General features: G+C 58.0%; 15 protein-coding genes and 1 pseudogene. 9 read left to right on the top strand and 7 right to left on the bottom strand.

All coding sequences use genetic code 11. The features are described 5' to 3' along the window. Window positions 1-110 precede the first annotated feature (110 nt). Genes EE949_RS02175 through mpl form a run of 3 tightly spaced genes read right to left on the bottom strand, consistent with a single transcriptional unit; the run spans window position 111 to window position 2363 of the window. Window positions 111-395, bottom strand: a complete 285-nt coding sequence (locus EE949_RS02175) for a YceK/YidQ family lipoprotein (protein WP_122662434.1) — start codon at window positions 393-395, stop codon at window positions 111-113. Next, a complete protein-coding gene (gene ubiX / locus EE949_RS02170; RefSeq protein ID WP_122662432.1) occupies window positions 388-1017 on the bottom strand; it encodes a flavin prenyltransferase UbiX in 630 nt (209 codons plus the stop codon). The genes EE949_RS02175 and ubiX overlap by 8 nt, the downstream gene beginning before the upstream one ends. Further along, complete coding sequence (gene mpl, locus EE949_RS02165) at window positions 1014-2363, bottom strand: UDP-N-acetylmuramate:L-alanyl-gamma-D-glutamyl-meso-diaminopimelate ligase (protein ID WP_122662430.1); 1350 nt, start codon at window positions 2361-2363, stop codon at window positions 1014-1016. The genes ubiX and mpl overlap by 4 nt, the downstream gene beginning before the upstream one ends. Window positions 2364-2621: 258 nt before the next feature. Between mpl and exaC the strand changes: the two genes are divergently transcribed. From exaC to EE949_RS02125, 8 genes are all read left to right on the top strand, one after another. After that, entirely contained in the window at window positions 2622-4142 is a 1521-nt protein-coding gene (gene exaC, locus EE949_RS02160) for an acetaldehyde dehydrogenase ExaC (protein ID WP_122662428.1), read from the top strand. A 359-nt stretch (window positions 4143-4501) separates the two neighbouring features. Next, window positions 4502-5896 (top strand): ethanolamine ammonia-lyase subunit EutB, encoded by a 1395-nt coding sequence (locus EE949_RS02155; protein WP_122662426.1) that lies wholly within the window; start codon window positions 4502-4504, stop codon window positions 5894-5896. Continuing rightward, the gene (eutC, locus tag EE949_RS02150) at window positions 5893-6753 is read left to right on the top strand and encodes an ethanolamine ammonia-lyase subunit EutC (RefSeq protein WP_122662424.1); all 861 of its coding nucleotides are present in this window, start codon (window positions 5893-5895) and stop codon (window positions 6751-6753) included. The genes EE949_RS02155 and eutC overlap by 4 nt, the downstream gene beginning before the upstream one ends. Window positions 6754-6841: 88 nt before the next feature. Continuing rightward, complete coding sequence (locus EE949_RS02145; protein WP_122662422.1) at window positions 6842-7300, top strand: GNAT family N-acetyltransferase; 459 nt, start codon at window positions 6842-6844, stop codon at window positions 7298-7300. Between the two features lie 409 nt (window positions 7301-7709). Continuing rightward, window positions 7710-8357 carry a DedA family protein gene (locus EE949_RS02140; RefSeq protein ID WP_122662421.1) on the top strand — a complete coding sequence of 216 codons (648 nt, stop codon included), beginning with the start codon at window positions 7710-7712 and terminating at the stop codon, window positions 8355-8357. Between the two features lie 3 nt (window positions 8358-8360). After that, window positions 8361-9173 carry a zinc-dependent peptidase gene (locus tag EE949_RS02135; protein ID WP_122662419.1) on the top strand — a complete coding sequence of 271 codons (813 nt, stop codon included), beginning with the start codon at window positions 8361-8363 and terminating at the stop codon, window positions 9171-9173. Between the two features lie 124 nt (window positions 9174-9297). Next, complete coding sequence (ppa, locus tag EE949_RS02130; protein WP_003317259.1) at window positions 9298-9825, top strand: inorganic diphosphatase; 528 nt, start codon at window positions 9298-9300, stop codon at window positions 9823-9825. 375 nt (window positions 9826-10200) lie between these two features. After that, window positions 10201-10926, top strand: coding sequence for a LexA family transcriptional regulator (locus EE949_RS02125; RefSeq protein WP_122662417.1), 726 nt, complete (start codon window positions 10201-10203; stop codon window positions 10924-10926). Window positions 10927-11433: 507 nt separating this feature from the next. Here EE949_RS02125 and EE949_RS02120 read toward each other — a convergent pair. From EE949_RS02120 to EE949_RS02105, 4 genes are all read right to left on the bottom strand, one after another. Continuing rightward, window positions 11434-11718, bottom strand: coding sequence for a helix-turn-helix domain-containing protein (locus tag EE949_RS02120; RefSeq protein WP_162874173.1), 285 nt, complete (start codon window positions 11716-11718; stop codon window positions 11434-11436). After that, the gene (locus EE949_RS29365; protein WP_162874187.1) at window positions 11708-12025 is read right to left on the bottom strand and encodes a transcriptional regulator; all 318 of its coding nucleotides are present in this window, start codon (window positions 12023-12025) and stop codon (window positions 11708-11710) included. Before EE949_RS29365 ends, EE949_RS02120 begins: the two co-directional genes overlap by 11 nt. A gap of 428 nt (window positions 12026-12453) precedes the next feature. Beyond that, entirely contained in the window at window positions 12454-12738 is a 285-nt protein-coding gene (locus tag EE949_RS02110; RefSeq protein ID WP_240350515.1) for a hypothetical protein, read from the bottom strand. 120 nt (window positions 12739-12858) lie between these two features. Beyond that, entirely contained in the window at window positions 12859-13131 is a 273-nt protein-coding gene (locus EE949_RS02105; protein WP_205504866.1) for a hypothetical protein, read from the bottom strand. Between EE949_RS02105 and EE949_RS29755 the strand changes: the two are divergent. Beyond that, a pseudogene (locus tag EE949_RS29755) lies at window positions 13097-13381 on the top strand (MFS transporter); the annotation flags it as partial. The gene EE949_RS02105 and the pseudogene EE949_RS29755 overlap by 35 nt on opposite strands. Window positions 13382-13521: the final 140 nt, after the last annotated feature.

Raw genomic sequence — 13521 nt, 5'->3', positions numbered from 1 at the left:
AGTGAGTTTTCTGTAGGAGCTGCCGAAGGCTGCGAATGCAATCTACCTGACACATCGCTTCGCAGCCTTCGGCAGCTCCTACAGAGAAACAATCGCCAAGATAAGGCGATTTACAACCCACCACTCGCCTGAAACCCCACCCCTGCAGCAGTCAGCAACGACAACGGCAGCAATAGGGTATCGAGCAGCGCACTGCCGGGCAGGTCCAGCCCCGGATAGCTCGGGGCTTGCGCACCAAACCGGTCCATCGCACAGCACCCGCCCTGCATCGCATACAAATCCAGCCGAGTGCCGGCATACACCACCGGTGCACCGGGCTGCGCGGCGTTGAGCGTGCGGGCGGTGGCGCAGCCCGTCAGGCTCAAGGTCAACACAACCAGCAGCAGCTTACTCATCGCCGCCCATGTGATGCTCACCCCAGCGCGGCAGCATGTCTTGAGGGATGTTGAGCAGATTGAGAATCCGCGCAACAACAAAGTCTACGAGATCATCAATGGTCTGCGGCTGGTGATAAAAGCCCGGCGACGCAGGCAGAATCACCGCGCCCATGTTCGACAACTTGAGCATGTTCTCCAGATGAATACTGGAAAACGGCGCCTCACGCGGGACCAGAATCAACTGCCGACGCTCCTTGAGGGTCACGTCGGCGGCGCGCTCGATCAGGTTGTTGCACGCGCCGGTCGCGATGGCTGACAAGGTACCTGTCGAGCAAGGCACCACCACCATTGCAGCAGGCGAACCGGAGCCCGAGGCGACCGGTGACATCCAGTCCTCTTTGCCATACACCCGAATCTGCCCGGCAGCCGCGCCGGTGTATTCGGTGAGGAAGGCCTGCATCATGGCCGACTTGGGCGGCAGCGAAACGTCGGTCTCCGTCGCCATCACCAACTGCGCAGCCTTGGAGATCAGAAAGTGCACTTCGCGATCTTCACGCACCAGACAATCCAGCAAGCGTAAGCCGTACTGCGCGCCAGACGCGCCGGTCATCGCCAGCGTGATACGTTCCGGGCCGCTCACTGCAACGCCTCGGCAAGTTTGCCGTGCAGGCCGCCGAAGCCGCCGTTGCTCATGATCACCACATGGGTACCGGGCTGAGCCTGGCTTTTCACGCGAGCAATAATGCCTTCAAGAGAATCACAGACGACAGCCGGTACCGAACACTGCGCGGCGGTAGCCGCCAGGTCCCAGCCGAGATTGGCAGGTGAGTACCACACCACCTGATCAGCCTGTTGCACGCTTTCCGGCAAGCCGTCACGGTGAGCGCCCAGCTTCATGGAGTTGGAGCGCGGCTCGATGATCGCGATCAAGGGTGCATCACCGACTTTCTTGCGCAAGCCGTCCAAAGTGGTGGCGATTGCGGTCGGATGGTGAGCGAAGTCGTCGTAAATGGTGATGCCGCGCACTTCCGCAACCTTCTCCATACGCCGTTTGACGCTTTTGAAAGCGCTCAAGGCTTCGACGCCCAGCGCGGGCACTACGCCAACATGGCGTGCGGCTGCCAGGGTAGCCAAGGCGTTGGCGACGTTGTGTTGACCGGTCATGTCCCAGTCCACAGTACCCTGTACTTCGCCTTCGAAGATCACTTCGAACTGCGAACCGTCCTCGCGCAACAAACGTGCTTGCCACTGACCGCCTTGGCCGGTGGTCTGCACGGGCGTCCAGCAGCCCATCTGAATCACGCGAGTCAGCGCAGGCTCAGTGGTCGGATGAATCACCAGACCTTCACTCGGGATGGTGCGCACCAAATGGTGGAACTGGCGCTCGATAGCAGGCAGATCGGGAAAGATGTCAGCGTGATCGAACTCAAGATTATTGAGGATCGCGGTACGCGGACGATAGTGAACAAACTTGGAGCGCTTGTCGAAGAAGGCACTGTCGTACTCGTCAGCCTCGACCACAAAAAACGGCGTACCGCCCAAACGAGCGGAAACGGCGAAGTTCTGCGGTACGCCGCCGATCAGGAAGCCCGGGCTCATACCTGCGTGCTCCAGCACCCAGGCAAGCATGCTGCTGGTGGTGGTTTTGCCGTGGGTGCCCGCGACCGCCAGCACCCAACGACCTTGCAGCACGTGGTCTGCCAGCCATTGCGGGCCAGACACATACGGCAAACCTTTATTGAGCACATATTCCACGGCCGGATTACCACGCGACAGCGCGTTGCCAATCACCACCACGTCAGGAGCGGGGTCCAGTTGCGCCGGGTCATACCCCTGCGTCAGCTCGATGCCCTGAGCCTGCAACTGCGTGCTCATTGGCGGATAGACGTTGGCGTCGGAGCCGGTCACCCGATGCCCCAACTCTTTAGCGAGCACCGCCAGAGACCCCATGAACGTGCCGCAAATACCAAGGATATGAATATGCATGACCACCTCTTAAAACATCCGCGCAGGTTAGCGCAGGGACGGTGAAATGGCACTTAGTATCAACATCCGGTAGGAGCGCGCTTGCCCGCGATGGCGGAGTGTCAGCCTACACACATGTCGAAGTCGAAATTGCATCGCGGGCAAGCGCGCTCCTACAAAGGCGTATTTACACCCTTTGCTCTACGCTTGAACAAGCGCACTATTCCGGAGCTACTGTCATGTCAGCTCTCCCACAACAAAAAATCAGGAGAAATCACCATGCGTTACGCACATCCCGGTACCGAAGGCGCTCTGGTCAACTTCAAGGAACGCTACGGTAACTATATTGGCGGCGAGTTCGTTGCGCCGGTCAAAGGTCAATATTTCACCAACACCTCGCCGATTACCGGCAAGCCCATCGCCGATTTCCCGCGCTCCACTGCCGAAGACATCGACAAGGCACTGGACGCCGCTCATGCCGCCGCCGACGCCTGGGGCTCGACTTCAGTGCAGGCCCGCTCGCTGACCCTGTTGAAAATTGCTGATCGTATCGAGCAGAACCTCGAAATCCTGGCGATCACTGAAACCTGGGACAACGGCAAGGCCGTCCGCGAAACCCTGAACGCCGACATTCCGCTGGCAGTCGATCACTTCCGTTATTTCGCTGGCGTATTACGCGCTCAGGAAGGCACAGCAGCGGAGATCGACGGCAATACCGTCGCTTATCACATTCACGAACCGCTTGGCGTGGTCGGGCAGATCATCCCCTGGAACTTCCCGATTCTGATGGCCGCCTGGAAACTCGCCCCGGCCCTGGCAGCCGGTAACTGCGTCGTGCTCAAGCCTGCCGAACAGACTCCGCTGGGCATCAGCGTGCTGGTTGAACTGATCGGCGATCTGCTGCCGCCCGGTGTACTCAACATCGTGCAGGGTTATGGCCGTGAAGCGGGCGAAGCCCTGGCCAGCAGCAAGCGCATTGCCAAGATCGCTTTCACCGGCTCGACGCCGGTGGGTTCGCACATCATGAAACTGGCGGCGGAGAACATCATCCCGTCCACCGTCGAGCTGGGCGGCAAGTCGCCGAACATCTTCTTCGAAGACATCATGAGCGCTGAACCCGAGTTCATCGAAAAAGCCGCTGAAGGCGTGGTACTGGCGTTCTTCAATCAGGGCGAAGTCTGCACCTGCCCTTCCCGTGCACTGGTTCAGGAGTCGATCTATCCGCAATTCATGGAAGCGGTGATGAAGAAGGTCCTGAAGATCAAACGTGGCGATCCGCTGGACACCGACACCATGGTTGGCGCACAAGCGTCGCAGCAGCAGTTCGACAAGATACTTTCGTACCTTGAAATCGCTCAAGGTGAAGGCGCCGAGCTGTTGACCGGTGGCAAGGTGGAAAAGCTGGAGGGCGATCTGGCGACTGGTTACTACATCCAGCCGACGCTGCTCAAAGGCAACAACAAGATGCGCGTTTTCCAGGAGGAAATCTTCGGCCCGGTGGTCAGCGTGACCACCTTCAAGGATGAGGCCGAAGCAGTGGCTATCGCCAACGACACTGAGTTCGGTTTGGGAGCAGGCTTGTGGACCCGGGACATCAACCGCGCGTACCGCGTGGGTCGGGCAATCAAGGCGGGCCGCGTGTGGACCAACTGCTATCACCTTTACCCGGCGCACGCTGCGTTCGGCGGCTACAAGAAATCCGGCGTTGGCCGCGAAACCCACAAAGTCGCGCTTGAGCATTACCAACAGACCAAAAACCTGCTGGTAAGCTACGACACAAATCCGCTGGGCTTTTTCTAAGACTGGTTGTATGACTGCCAATGGCCTCTTCGGAGGCCATTGGTATTCTTGAAGGCAACACACGAGTTTCCTGTGGACTCGGTGCTTTTTTGTGGGAGCGGTGCTTGCCCGCGATAAGGCTGGACACTGTTCACTTTAGATCGCGGTGTCCTTATCGCGGGCAAGCACCGCTCCCACAGGGAAAGCATTCCAACTCACAGGGAGCTTAACGCCCCAAAACAGTTCACAAAACGCCGCCACCCACTGCATTCACGACACGCCCACCCCGGCAATTGGCGCCTTGGGCCGTGATGGAGTATTAATTGCTTACTTTGCTGCCTTCGCCCCGTACTTGAACCGGGGCGTCATGGAGATTCTGTATGGCAAGCTTTTCCCACTCCGTCGGCGCACAGACGTATCGCTTCGATAGCCTAAAGGACGTCATGGCCAAGGCCAGTCCTGCGCGCTCGGGGGATTTTCTGGCGGGCGTAGCGGCGCTCAATGATGGCGAGCGGGTTGCCGCGCAAATGGCGCTGGCAGATATCCCCCTCAAGCACTTCCTCGAAGAAGCGCTGATTCCCTATGAGCAAGACGAAGTCACCCGACTGATCATCGACACCCACGACAAGCAGGCTTTTGCCCCTGTAAGCCATTTGACCGTGGGCGGCTTTCGCGACTGGTTGCTCAGCGACAAGGCAGACGAAACCAGCCTGCGCGCACTTGCCCCCGGCCTGACACCGGAAATGGCAGCAGCCGTGTCGAAGATCATGCGCGTTCAGGACCTGGTACTGGTGGCGCAGAAGATTCGCGTAGTCACCAAATTTCGCGGCACCCTTGGCCTGCGCGGTCGCTTATCGACGCGCCTGCAACCCAACCACCCGACGGACGAACCTTCCGGCATCGCTGCAAGCATTCTCGACGGCCTGCTGTACGGCAACGGCGACGCCATGATTGGCATCAACCCGGCCACCGACAGCACCTCATCTATCGTCGCGCTGCTGGAAATGCTCGACGCGATCATCCAGCGCTACGAAATCCCGACTCAGGCCTGCGTGCTGACCCACGTCACCACCTCGATCGAAGTCATCAACCGTGGCGTCCCCGTGGACCTGGTGTTCCAGTCGATTACAGGCACCGAAGCGGCCAACTCCAGCTTCGGCATCAACCTCAATCTGTTGCAGGAAGGTTATGAAGCAGGCTTGAGCCTGAATCGCGGCACGCTGGGCCAGAACCTGATGTATTTCGAGACAGGCCAGGGCAGCGCGCTGTCGGCCAACGCCCATCACGGGCTTGATCAGCAAACTTGCGAAACCCGCGCCTACGCCGTGGCGCGGCATTTCAAGCCGTTTCTGGTCAACACTGTGGTCGGCTTCATCGGCCCGGAATACCTGTACAACGGCAAGCAGATCATCCGCGCCGGGCTCGAAGACCACTTCTGCGGCAAGCTGCTGGGCGTGCCCATGGGCTGTGACATTTGCTACACCAACCACGCCGAAGCCGATCAGGACGACATGGATACCCTGCTGACGCTGCTGGGCGTGGCGGGCATCAACTTCATCATGGGCATCCCGGGTTCGGACGACATCATGCTCAACTACCAGACCACCTCGTTCCATGACGCACTTTACGCCCGGCAGACTCTGGGCCTGCGGGCAGCACCGGAATACGAAGCATGGCTGGAAAAAATGGGCATATTCACTCAGGCCGACGGCCATGTGCGCTTTGGTGACAGCCTGCCACCTGCCTTCCGGCACGCATTGGCGCATCTGGGATGAGTGACGAATCCATGAGCGAATTGAACGACGTTTCCGATAACGCCCTCGACAACAGCCCGAACCCTTGGCTGGAACTGCGCACCCTGACTCCCGCGCGCATTGCCTTGGGTCGTACCGGCACCAGCCTGCCGACCCGTGCACAACTGGACTTCCAGTTTGCCCATGCGCAGGCACGGGATGCTGTGCACTTGCCGTTCGATCACGCGGCACTAAGCGAACAACTGGCGGCCAAAAACCGCGAAACCTTGCATCTACACAGCGCCGCAGCGGACCGGGACAGTTATCTGCAACGTCCGGATAAGGGCCGACGCCTGGACGAAGCCTCCGCACAAACCCTGCGTGACTATGCATCGGCTCATCCTGGTGGAATGGATATAGCCGTGGTGGTTGCCGACGGCCTGTCTTCACTGGCGGTGCATCGTCACACCGTGCCATTTCTGGCGCGCATGGAGGAGCTGGCCAGCGCCGAAGGATGGACACTCTCTCCGGTTATTCTGGTTGAACAAGGTCGTGTGGCCATTGCCGACGAGATCGGCGAACTGCTCGGCGCAAAAATGTCAGTCATCCTGATTGGCGAACGCCCAGGCCTGAGCTCGCCCGACAGCCTTGGCCTGTATTTCACCTACGCGCCCAAGGTTGGCCTCAACGATGCACACCGCAACTGCATCTCGAATGTGAGACTTGAAGGACTGAGTTACGGGCTTGCCGCGCACCGTCTGCTTTACTTGATGCGAGAAGCCTGCAAACGGGGGTTGTCCGGGGTCAATCTCAAGGATGACGCGCAACTCAATAGCCTGGAATCCGACGAGCCACTCAACACGAAAGGTAACTTTCTCCTCGCGGGGCCATCGGACTGAGCATTAGATTGCGCTTTCTAAACTCATTCGCCAGCATCGGGCAAGCAGCCTGATTGAACATTCGTCATCGAGAAGTTGAGGCCCAACCATGCGGATCATCAAAGCCACACTGGAACACCTGGACCTGCTAACCCCGCTATTCGTCAGATACCGGGAGTTCTATGGCGAACTGCCATTCCCCGACTCTTCCCGCGCCTTCCTCGAAAAACGCCTGAGCCGTGATGAGTCGGTGATTTACCTCGCGCTGGCTGCCGATGATGACAAAAAGCTGCTGGGCTTTTGTCAGCTGTATCCAAGCTACTCGTCGCTTTCGCTGAAACGCGTGTGGATCCTCAACGATATCTATGTGGCCGAAGACGCCCGTCGCCAACTCGTGGCCGACCATCTGATGCGGACTGCAAAGAAAATGGCCAAAGACACTCAGGCAGTCCGCATGCGCGTCTCGACCAGCAGCAACAACGAAGTGGCACACAAAGTCTACGAATCCATCGGATTCCGCGAAGACACTCAGTTCAAGAACTACGTGCTGCCGATCAGCGAGGACTGAAAAAAACGGTTATAGGAATCTCCGTGGTGGGAGCGAATTCATTCGCGAAGGCGGTAGCGCAGGCGACACAAATGCATTGAATGTACCGCCCTCTTCGCGCATGAATGCGCTCCCACGACTGCGGTGTCCAGGCTCAAGATGAGCTTTGCCACATGACAACAGGGACCGAATTCTTCCGTTACTTCTTGTGAGAGCAGAGCTTGCTCGCGATTCAGGCGCGGAGTTACGTCAGACAGACCGCGTAATCGTTCATCGCGGGCAAGCCTCGCTCCCACAGCAACCGCACGACCTACGGTAAACAGGTCAGTTTCCCCTTCCCACCCATTCTGCTTCTATAATCCCGCCGCAACCTCCTCAGTAGTTACTTCCGCACGTGACCCGGTTTGGGTCTCCGCTATTGGTGCCATACATGGATTTCAACCCGCTCGACCTGATTCTGCACTTGGATGTGTACCTCGACCTGCTCGTGACCAACTACGGTACTTGGGTCTACGCGATCCTGTTTCTGGTGATTTTTTGCGAAACCGGTCTGGTGGTGATGCCGTTCCTGCCGGGCGATTCCTTGCTGTTTATTGCTGGCGCGGTAGCGGCCGGTGGTGGCATGGACCCGGTCCTGCTAGCTGGCTTGCTGATGTCGGCAGCGATCATTGGTGACAGCACCAACTACATCATTGGCCGCACCGCAGGCGAGAAACTCTTCCAGAACCCCAACTCGAAGATTTTCCGCCGCGACTACCTGGCCCGCACCCACGAGTTCTACGACCGCCACGGCGGCAAGACCGTCACCCTCGCCCGCTTCCTGCCGATCATTCGCACCTTCGCACCCTTCGTCGCTGGCGTTGGCAAAATGCATTACCCGCGCTTCCTCGGCTTCAGTGTGCTGGGCTCGGTGCTGTGGGTCGGCAGCCTGGTCACCCTCGGCTACTTCTTTGGCAACGTGCCGTTCATCAAGAAAAACCTGTCGGTCCTGGTGCTGGCAATCATCCTGATCTCGCTGCTGCCAATGATCATCAGCCTCGTACGCAGCCGGTTGAGTCGCACGGCGGACGCCCGCTAAGGCATGTGGTCTTTCAACCAATGGCGTCGGCAACGCAGGCTGGCCAGAAGCCCGGTCGGCCCGGAGCTCTGGCAACGGGTGCGACTGGGTTTGCCGATCCTTGATGGCCTGAGCGCCGAGCAAAGCGCTTTGCTATTGGAAAACAGCGTGCTGTTTCTGCAGGACAAACACATCACCTGCCTGCCGGGCGTTGAGCTCAATGACGAGCAACGCCTGCATCTCGCCGCTCAAGCCCAACTGCCATTGCTCAATCTCGGCGACCTGAACTGGTATCAGGGTTTTCACGAGTTGGTGATTTATCCCGACGACTTCGTCAGCCCACAGCGCCATCGCGACCCTAGCGGCATCGAACACGAATGGGACGGCGAGCACAGCGGCGAGGCCTGGCAGCAAGGCCCGGTCATCCTCGCGCTGCCCGGTGTACTGTCCAGCGGCAACTGGGAGCCGTACAACCTGGTGATCCACGAGTTGGCGCACAAGCTCGACATGCTCAACGGCGACGCCAACGGCCTGCCGCCGCTGCATGGCGACATGCAGGTCAGCCAGTGGGCCAGCGTCATGCAGCATGCCTATGACGACATGAACCACCAGCTCGATGCGCATCCAGACGTTGAGACCGTCATTGATCCGTACGCTGCCGAAGACCCCGCCGAGTTTTTTGCCGTGACCAGCGAGTACTTCTTCTGCGCACCGGATCTATTGGCCGAGGTCTACCCGGCGGTGTATCAGCAGCTCAAAGCCTTCTATCGTCAGGACCCGCTCAGCCGCCTGCAAACCCTCCAGCGTGATGAACCTTCCTACCAGAATCAGGACTAACGCCTGCAGGCTCGCCAGGCCGATGGCCACGCGTGGCAACACCAACAGAATATGCCTATAATCCGGCCCACTTTTTGGCTTAACCAGCCAAAGCCGTCTGGTCAATCAAGGGGGGCAATGCCCAATGAGCTACAGCAAGATTCCGGCCGGTAAAGACCTGCCGAACGACATCTACGTCGCGATCGAAATTCCGGCCAACCACGCGCCGATCAAATACGAAATCGACAAAGATTCCGATTGCCTGTTCGTTGACCGCTTCATGGCTACGCCGATGTTCTACCCGGCCAACTACGGCTTCATCCCTAACACCCTGGCTGACGACGGTGACCCCCTCGACGTGCTGGTTGTAACCCCTTACCCGGTTACTCCAGGCTCGGTTATCCGCGCCCGTCCAGTCGGCATCCTGCACATGACCGACGACGGCGGCGGCGATGCCAAAGTCATCGCAGTCCCACACGACAAGCTGTCCCAGCTGTACGTCGACGTGAAGGAATACACAGACCTGCCTCCACTGCTGCTGGAGCAGATCAAGCACTTCTTCGAGAACTACAAAGATCTCGAAAAAGGCAAATGGGTGAAAATCGAAGGTTGGGGCAACGCAGACGCCGCCCGTGCCGAGATCACCAAATCGGTTGCTGCCTACAAAGGCTGATCGATTGCTGCATCATCAACGGAGCATCTGTCAGCAGATGCTCCGTTAACATCTCTCGCAAAACCTTCTCTTCTTTAAAACGCTCCCGGCAAACATTCATGCCGATTGATCGTTCTGCGAAAACAATCAGTTTTTTCAGTAAACACCCGCCAAACAAACAACTCCCGCCGTTAAACCCGATAAACAGACCTCCACGCCTGTCAGCGCGCGCCGAGCAAAACCTGCACTGTTTACCTGCCGCCAACCAATGACAGAAGCCCCCTACAAAACCCGTCAAACCCTGTAATCCCGGGGCTCGCAGGACAATTAGACACACCGCTCATTTGAACACCTCGTTTATTTAAACCCTTAACCTAGCGCCGTAAACTCGGGGCCATGAATACATCAGGTGATCGACTACGCGCCCTCCTGCGGGAGTGCCACCTCTCAGCCACGGACTTCGCCGCCAACCGGAAGGTCACGCCTCAGCATGTGAATAACTGGTTCAAGCGTGGCATTCCCATGGCCCGGCTGGATGAGGTGGCTGAACTATTAACCGTCAACGCGCGGTGGCTGCGTACGGGCGACGGTCCCAAGCACCCCTGCGACTCTGCCAATGAAAACAACGGCGGCGACTCCGACGCGCGCCCTCACTCCGGCCGCAGCTCACTGCGCAGCGATGTGGAAGTACCGGTTTACAAGGAAACCGAATCGGACACTGGCGACACCCTCATCGCCGAAGCACCCGGCAAGAAAATCCGCCTGCCGCTGCATGTGCTGCAGAGCATGAACATCAACATCGAGAGCGCCATTTGCATCGCCATGGTCGGCAACAGCATGGCCGACAAGATCCAGGACGGCTCTCTGCTCGGCATCGACCGCGGCCTGACCCGCGTCATTGATGGTGAAATGTACGCCCTCGAACACGGCGGCATGCTGCGCGTGAAATACCTCTACCGCCTACCCGGCAGTGGCCTGCGCCTGCGCAGCCACAACAGCGCCGAATACCCCGACGAACTGTTCACAGCAGAACAGATCGAGCAACAAGGCATCCGCGTGCTGGGATGGGTGTTCTGGTGGTCGACGTTGAATACGCGACGGCTCACCCTACCGTTTCGGTGAGGTGATCCATCGTATTGTGGACACCTCTCTGTAGGAGGTTACCCAATCTCCCTGATACACCGCTGTCACCCAGGAAACGGGGACTGTAGAAGCGCGCTTGCCCGCGATGCGGTACGTCAGCAACAAATGCGTTGCCTGAGCTGATGCCATCGCGGGCAAGCGCGCTCCTACAGAGAATCGTGACGCGTCAGATAGACTTTCATTTCTCCGACAGCCATAACGACAGATCTTCCAACAAAGTGTTTCAAGACTGGGCAAGCGCAGCGAACATCAGTATCCTCTGCGCCATCCCGGCCCGAAGCACACAACGCCTCGACGCCGACGGTTACGCCCAGACTAAAACCTGGTCAGCGTCACCATCCTAATTAGCGCCACTCGCTGAGCGCACCTGTTAAAGGCGAGCACGGTTTGCCAAAAACAAACCAAGCTCGTCCTTGAGAAGCCGGCCACAAGCCGGCTTTTTAGTGGGCCATCGAAAATAATCTCGCCTATCTCAAGCTGTTCCCATTAAACAGCCTGCAAATCCCTTAGCGCCTCAGGATGCTGACTCGCAACCCGAAGTAACGTCTGCGCCGCACCAGTAGGTTGCCGACGCCCCTGCTCCCAGTCTTGCAGAGTGCGCAAGCTAACCCCCAAAAGCTGGGCAAACGCATTCTGAGAAACACCGACCTTGGCTCTGGCCTCAGCCGCAGCGGACAGCTTTACTTCAGTCACACGAGCAGCCTTACCAGCTTTCATCTGACGTACCGAAGTCAGCATGTCCTTCTGAAATTGCTCCATTTCATTGTCCATCACTGATTTCCTCTTTCATTTGTTTCAGAAAGGCGGTGGGAAGGTTGTCGAACTTCGCCTTGGTGTAGGCGATCAGCAACCAGATGTAACCCTCAGAGAGCGCGTTGTAGTAAATGACCCTTGTACCGCCGCGTTTGCCCATTCCGCTACGAGACCAACGTACCTTCCTTAGCCCACCACTGCCGGGAATGACATCTCCCGCCAACGGGTTAGCCGCTAGCCAAGCGATGAACTCCTGGCGCTCTCCGTCAAGCCATATGGACTCGGCGTAGCGTTTGAAAATTTCGGTTTCGATGATCGTATACATGGCGGAAATATACGGCAATGCCGTACCGATGAACAAGTGTTATTCTCGCCACAATGCCGGCTCAGAGACCGGAATAGCTTCAGCTGTGACACAGCACCAAGCAATACCAATCCTTCGGTCCACTTTCCACCACCCAATAAAAAACCCGCCGAAGCGGGTTTTTTGTCCAGTACCATTCCAACTCCCTGTCGGCAGTATCCTTTCATGGTCGATCATCCTTGATCCTGACGGGCTTCCTGCTCGTCAGTGGTTGGATCCAAGACTATGCCTGCCGGGCAGGTCTGCAAATGGCAGTTTTCTCTACTGCGTGTAAGCCTTTGGCTATGTGTGGATTGAGACTTTTCAAACGGCCTCAAGGATCATGGGTCAACACGCGGTCAGGGGTGACTAGATTCACTAGAAGCTTCAGTGCGGCTGACCGAAGCAAGTCATTCAGCGGATAAAAAACCTTCCGGAACATCGAGGCCAAGCCTTCTGCGCCTTGCGACTAAAGCCCGCCGAAACGACAAATCCGCATACTCCATGAACAGCCGGGCCAAATGGTTCAGCGCGGCTTCCTCTCCTTCGCTGCCCACGACAAAGTCGAAACCCAAGGCGCATTTTTTTTGATCAGGGAGCTCTTCCCAGCTCGTCATCAGGTAGGCGTACATTGCGCTGACGACTTGGAGTCTGGTCAGATTTTCAGGAGTTGAAGCGGATACAGTACAGTTCATGAATGGCTCGAGTCTTTAAGTAATTACGAGCCATTTTTCAATGCTGACGCCTTGATGACCACACGCTATAACGTGCATTGGCCTGGTTTGTAGTGCGCTAAGTGATCAACAGTCTTCCAGCTATTGCGCCCCCTTCACCACCCGCCCCCGCTGACAATCCTCCAGCCCAAGAAGTCGCCCTTCTCCGGACCGAACCTCCAACGCAACCACCGGCTGCTCACGCGCTTTGTCCAGCAGCACCGAATGCACTTCGCCAGCCTGGAACAGGCGCTGCTCTCCCCACTGGCGCATGGCAACCACGATGGGAAAGACCGCACGGCCGCTCTCAGCGAGGACGTATTCCTTGTAGGCGCTGCTGTCGGCTGTCGCGCTGGTGGTGGTCGGGGTGGTCATTCTGGACTTCGCCGTGCAGGCCGTGCATGTGACTAATCAAAGTCTGATATTTGCGGCCAGGCCTGATGCGCAAAGTCGCTTGGTCGGCGCTTACATGTGCTTTTACTCGCTTGGTAGTGCGCTGGGGGCCGTTGCGGCCACTCAGGTTTATGCACTTTGGGGGTGGGTGGCGGTGTGTTTGTTGGGGGCTTCGATTAGTGTTGTGGCGTTGGGGTTTTGGTTGTGGACGCGGGTTGTGGAGCGTTCGTGACGCAGTGGTTGGTTTTCCCGCGAACAAGACGACGTGACTCGGCATACACCGAGCTATCTCAACTGTAGGAGCCGAGCTTGCTCGCGATACAGGCGACGCGGTCTCACCACCGTACCGCGTTATCGTTCATCGCGAGCAAG

The organism is Pseudomonas viridiflava (genome assembly GCF_900602065.1).
Classification (GTDB): domain Bacteria; phylum Pseudomonadota; class Gammaproteobacteria; order Pseudomonadales; family Pseudomonadaceae; genus Aquipseudomonas.
The sequence above is the reverse complement of the archived record's forward strand: the minus strand, read 5'-3'. Positions and strand labels throughout refer to the sequence as shown.

What these genes read in the sequence shown, in the direction of transcription:
- EE949_RS02175 (WP_122662434.1), bottom strand. Translation starts at nt 395, where the DNA reads ATGAGTAAGCTGCTGCTGGTTGTGTTGACCTTGAGCCTGACGGGCTGC.
- mpl (WP_122662430.1), bottom strand. Translation starts at nt 2,363, where the DNA reads ATGCATATTCATATCCTTGGTATTTGCGGCACGTTCATGGGGTCTCTG.
- exaC (WP_122662428.1), top strand. Translation starts at nt 2,622, where the DNA reads ATGCGTTACGCACATCCCGGTACCGAAGGCGCTCTGGTCAACTTCAAG.
- EE949_RS02155 (WP_122662426.1), top strand. Translation starts at nt 4,502, where the DNA reads ATGGCAAGCTTTTCCCACTCCGTCGGCGCACAGACGTATCGCTTCGAT.
- eutC (WP_122662424.1), top strand. Translation starts at nt 5,893, where the DNA reads ATGAGTGACGAATCCATGAGCGAATTGAACGACGTTTCCGATAACGCC.
- EE949_RS02145 (WP_122662422.1), top strand. Translation starts at nt 6,842, where the DNA reads ATGCGGATCATCAAAGCCACACTGGAACACCTGGACCTGCTAACCCCG.
- EE949_RS02140 (WP_122662421.1), top strand. Translation starts at nt 7,710, where the DNA reads ATGGATTTCAACCCGCTCGACCTGATTCTGCACTTGGATGTGTACCTC.
- EE949_RS02135 (WP_122662419.1), top strand. Translation starts at nt 8,361, where the DNA reads ATGTGGTCTTTCAACCAATGGCGTCGGCAACGCAGGCTGGCCAGAAGC.
- ppa (WP_003317259.1), top strand. Translation starts at nt 9,298, where the DNA reads ATGAGCTACAGCAAGATTCCGGCCGGTAAAGACCTGCCGAACGACATC.
- EE949_RS02125 (WP_122662417.1), top strand. Translation starts at nt 10,201, where the DNA reads ATGAATACATCAGGTGATCGACTACGCGCCCTCCTGCGGGAGTGCCAC.
- EE949_RS02120 (WP_162874173.1), bottom strand. Translation starts at nt 11,718, where the DNA reads ATGGACAATGAAATGGAGCAATTTCAGAAGGACATGCTGACTTCGGTA.
- EE949_RS29365 (WP_162874187.1), bottom strand. Translation starts at nt 12,025, where the DNA reads ATGTATACGATCATCGAAACCGAAATTTTCAAACGCTACGCCGAGTCC.
- EE949_RS02110 (WP_240350515.1), bottom strand. Translation starts at nt 12,738, where the DNA reads ATGAACTGTACTGTATCCGCTTCAACTCCTGAAAATCTGACCAGACTC.
- EE949_RS02105 (WP_205504866.1), bottom strand. Translation starts at nt 13,131, where the DNA reads ATGACCACCCCGACCACCACCAGCGCGACAGCCGACAGCAGCGCCTAC.